The organism is Vibrio sp. 10N.261.52.A1 (genome assembly GCF_002876325.1).
GTDB classification, from domain to species: Bacteria; Pseudomonadota; Gammaproteobacteria; order Enterobacterales; family Vibrionaceae; genus Vibrio; species Vibrio chagasii.
In genome coordinates this window covers 1-1178 of record NZ_MCYD01000310.1, presented here as the reverse complement: position 1 = coordinate 1178, position 1178 = coordinate 1, and the positions used below count along the sequence as shown (strand labels likewise).

The 1178-nt window shown below is 38.5% G+C and carries 2 protein-coding genes; both read right to left on the bottom strand.

From position 1 onward, the window contains the following. Positions 1-49 precede the first annotated feature (49 nt). Positions 50-646, bottom strand: a complete 597-nt coding sequence (gene ribA / locus BCT81_RS03805) for a GTP cyclohydrolase II (RefSeq protein ID WP_004740199.1) — start codon at positions 644-646, stop codon at positions 50-52. Positions 647-894: 248 nt separating this feature from the next. Next, positions 895-1071, bottom strand: a complete 177-nt coding sequence (locus tag BCT81_RS29270) for a hypothetical protein (protein ID WP_004740200.1) — start codon at positions 1069-1071, stop codon at positions 895-897. Between the last annotated feature and the right edge of the window lie 107 nt (positions 1072-1178).

Below are 1178 nucleotides of genomic sequence, written 5' to 3'. Positions count from 1 at the left end.
TATGTGAGGTCTTTAAACATTTTTGTGTTAAGCACAACAAGTAAACGGGCTAGATATCCAGGTTATGTTTACCGTGTGAGACTTTTGCTTTTAGGTAATTTTCGTTGCCAGATTTGATATGGGCAGACGTATTAACTACTTCTTCTATCTCAATACCGTAAGACTTCAGTTCGTTAATCTTCTTAGGGTTGTTCGTGACCAAACGAATCTTCGGGATACCTAGAGCACGCAGCATCTCAGCCGCTTCAGTGAAATCTCGCAAATCATCACCGAAACCTAGGTGGTTATTCGCTTCGTACGTGTTCATACCTTCACTTTGAAGACGGTATGCATCGATCTTATTGTATAAGCCAATACCACGACCTTCTTGGCGTAGATAAAGAATTACACCGCCAGTTTCGCCCATGATTCTGATGGTTTCATCTAACTGCTCACCGCAATCACAGCGAGAAGAGTGGAAAACATCACCAGTAAGGCACTCAGAGTGCATACGAACAAGAGGAACATCTTGTGTTTTATCTGCTGATTTAAATATTACAGCAACATGCTCTTTATCTGTTTTCAATCCATGAAAAGAGAGTAATTCAGCATCAATACTGCTTGTTACCCCTACTTTGAAATCTATTCTGGCACGCACTTCCGCCATAGTTATACTCACTTGAAAATTCGATGTATTTAACAACGCTACATTATATGTCTGGGCAATATTTTGTAGCTAACTATCTAATGATAGACACTATGAGGCTGTTAACAATTTTTTTCAAGGTCGATGGTGACAAAATTGTTATATTATAACAACCATTCTTCTAGGTAAGAAAAAACCCCACATTGGAATGACCAACATGAGGTTATAAATGAATCAGTTGCGGCGAATCGTGCTCGTTTACCGAACGATTAACTTACTTGAGTCTGTTTCCAAATCACAAGTTGAACCCAAGCATTTTCCAGCTCAGCTAACTCTTCTTGCGTCAGAGTCGAGATGCTCGATTTCGCACTGTATCTTTCTGCCCATTTATCTGACTGGACATGAGTATGGAACTCTTTTTTTAAATTTGAGATAACGTTATCCACAGACACATCCTTATATAACAGTGCTTAGCCTTTATAATCCTTTAATGTTACAAAATACAGTTCAATTGGTAAACAGTAATACACAATTTTTATGAGCGCTTTCTAAC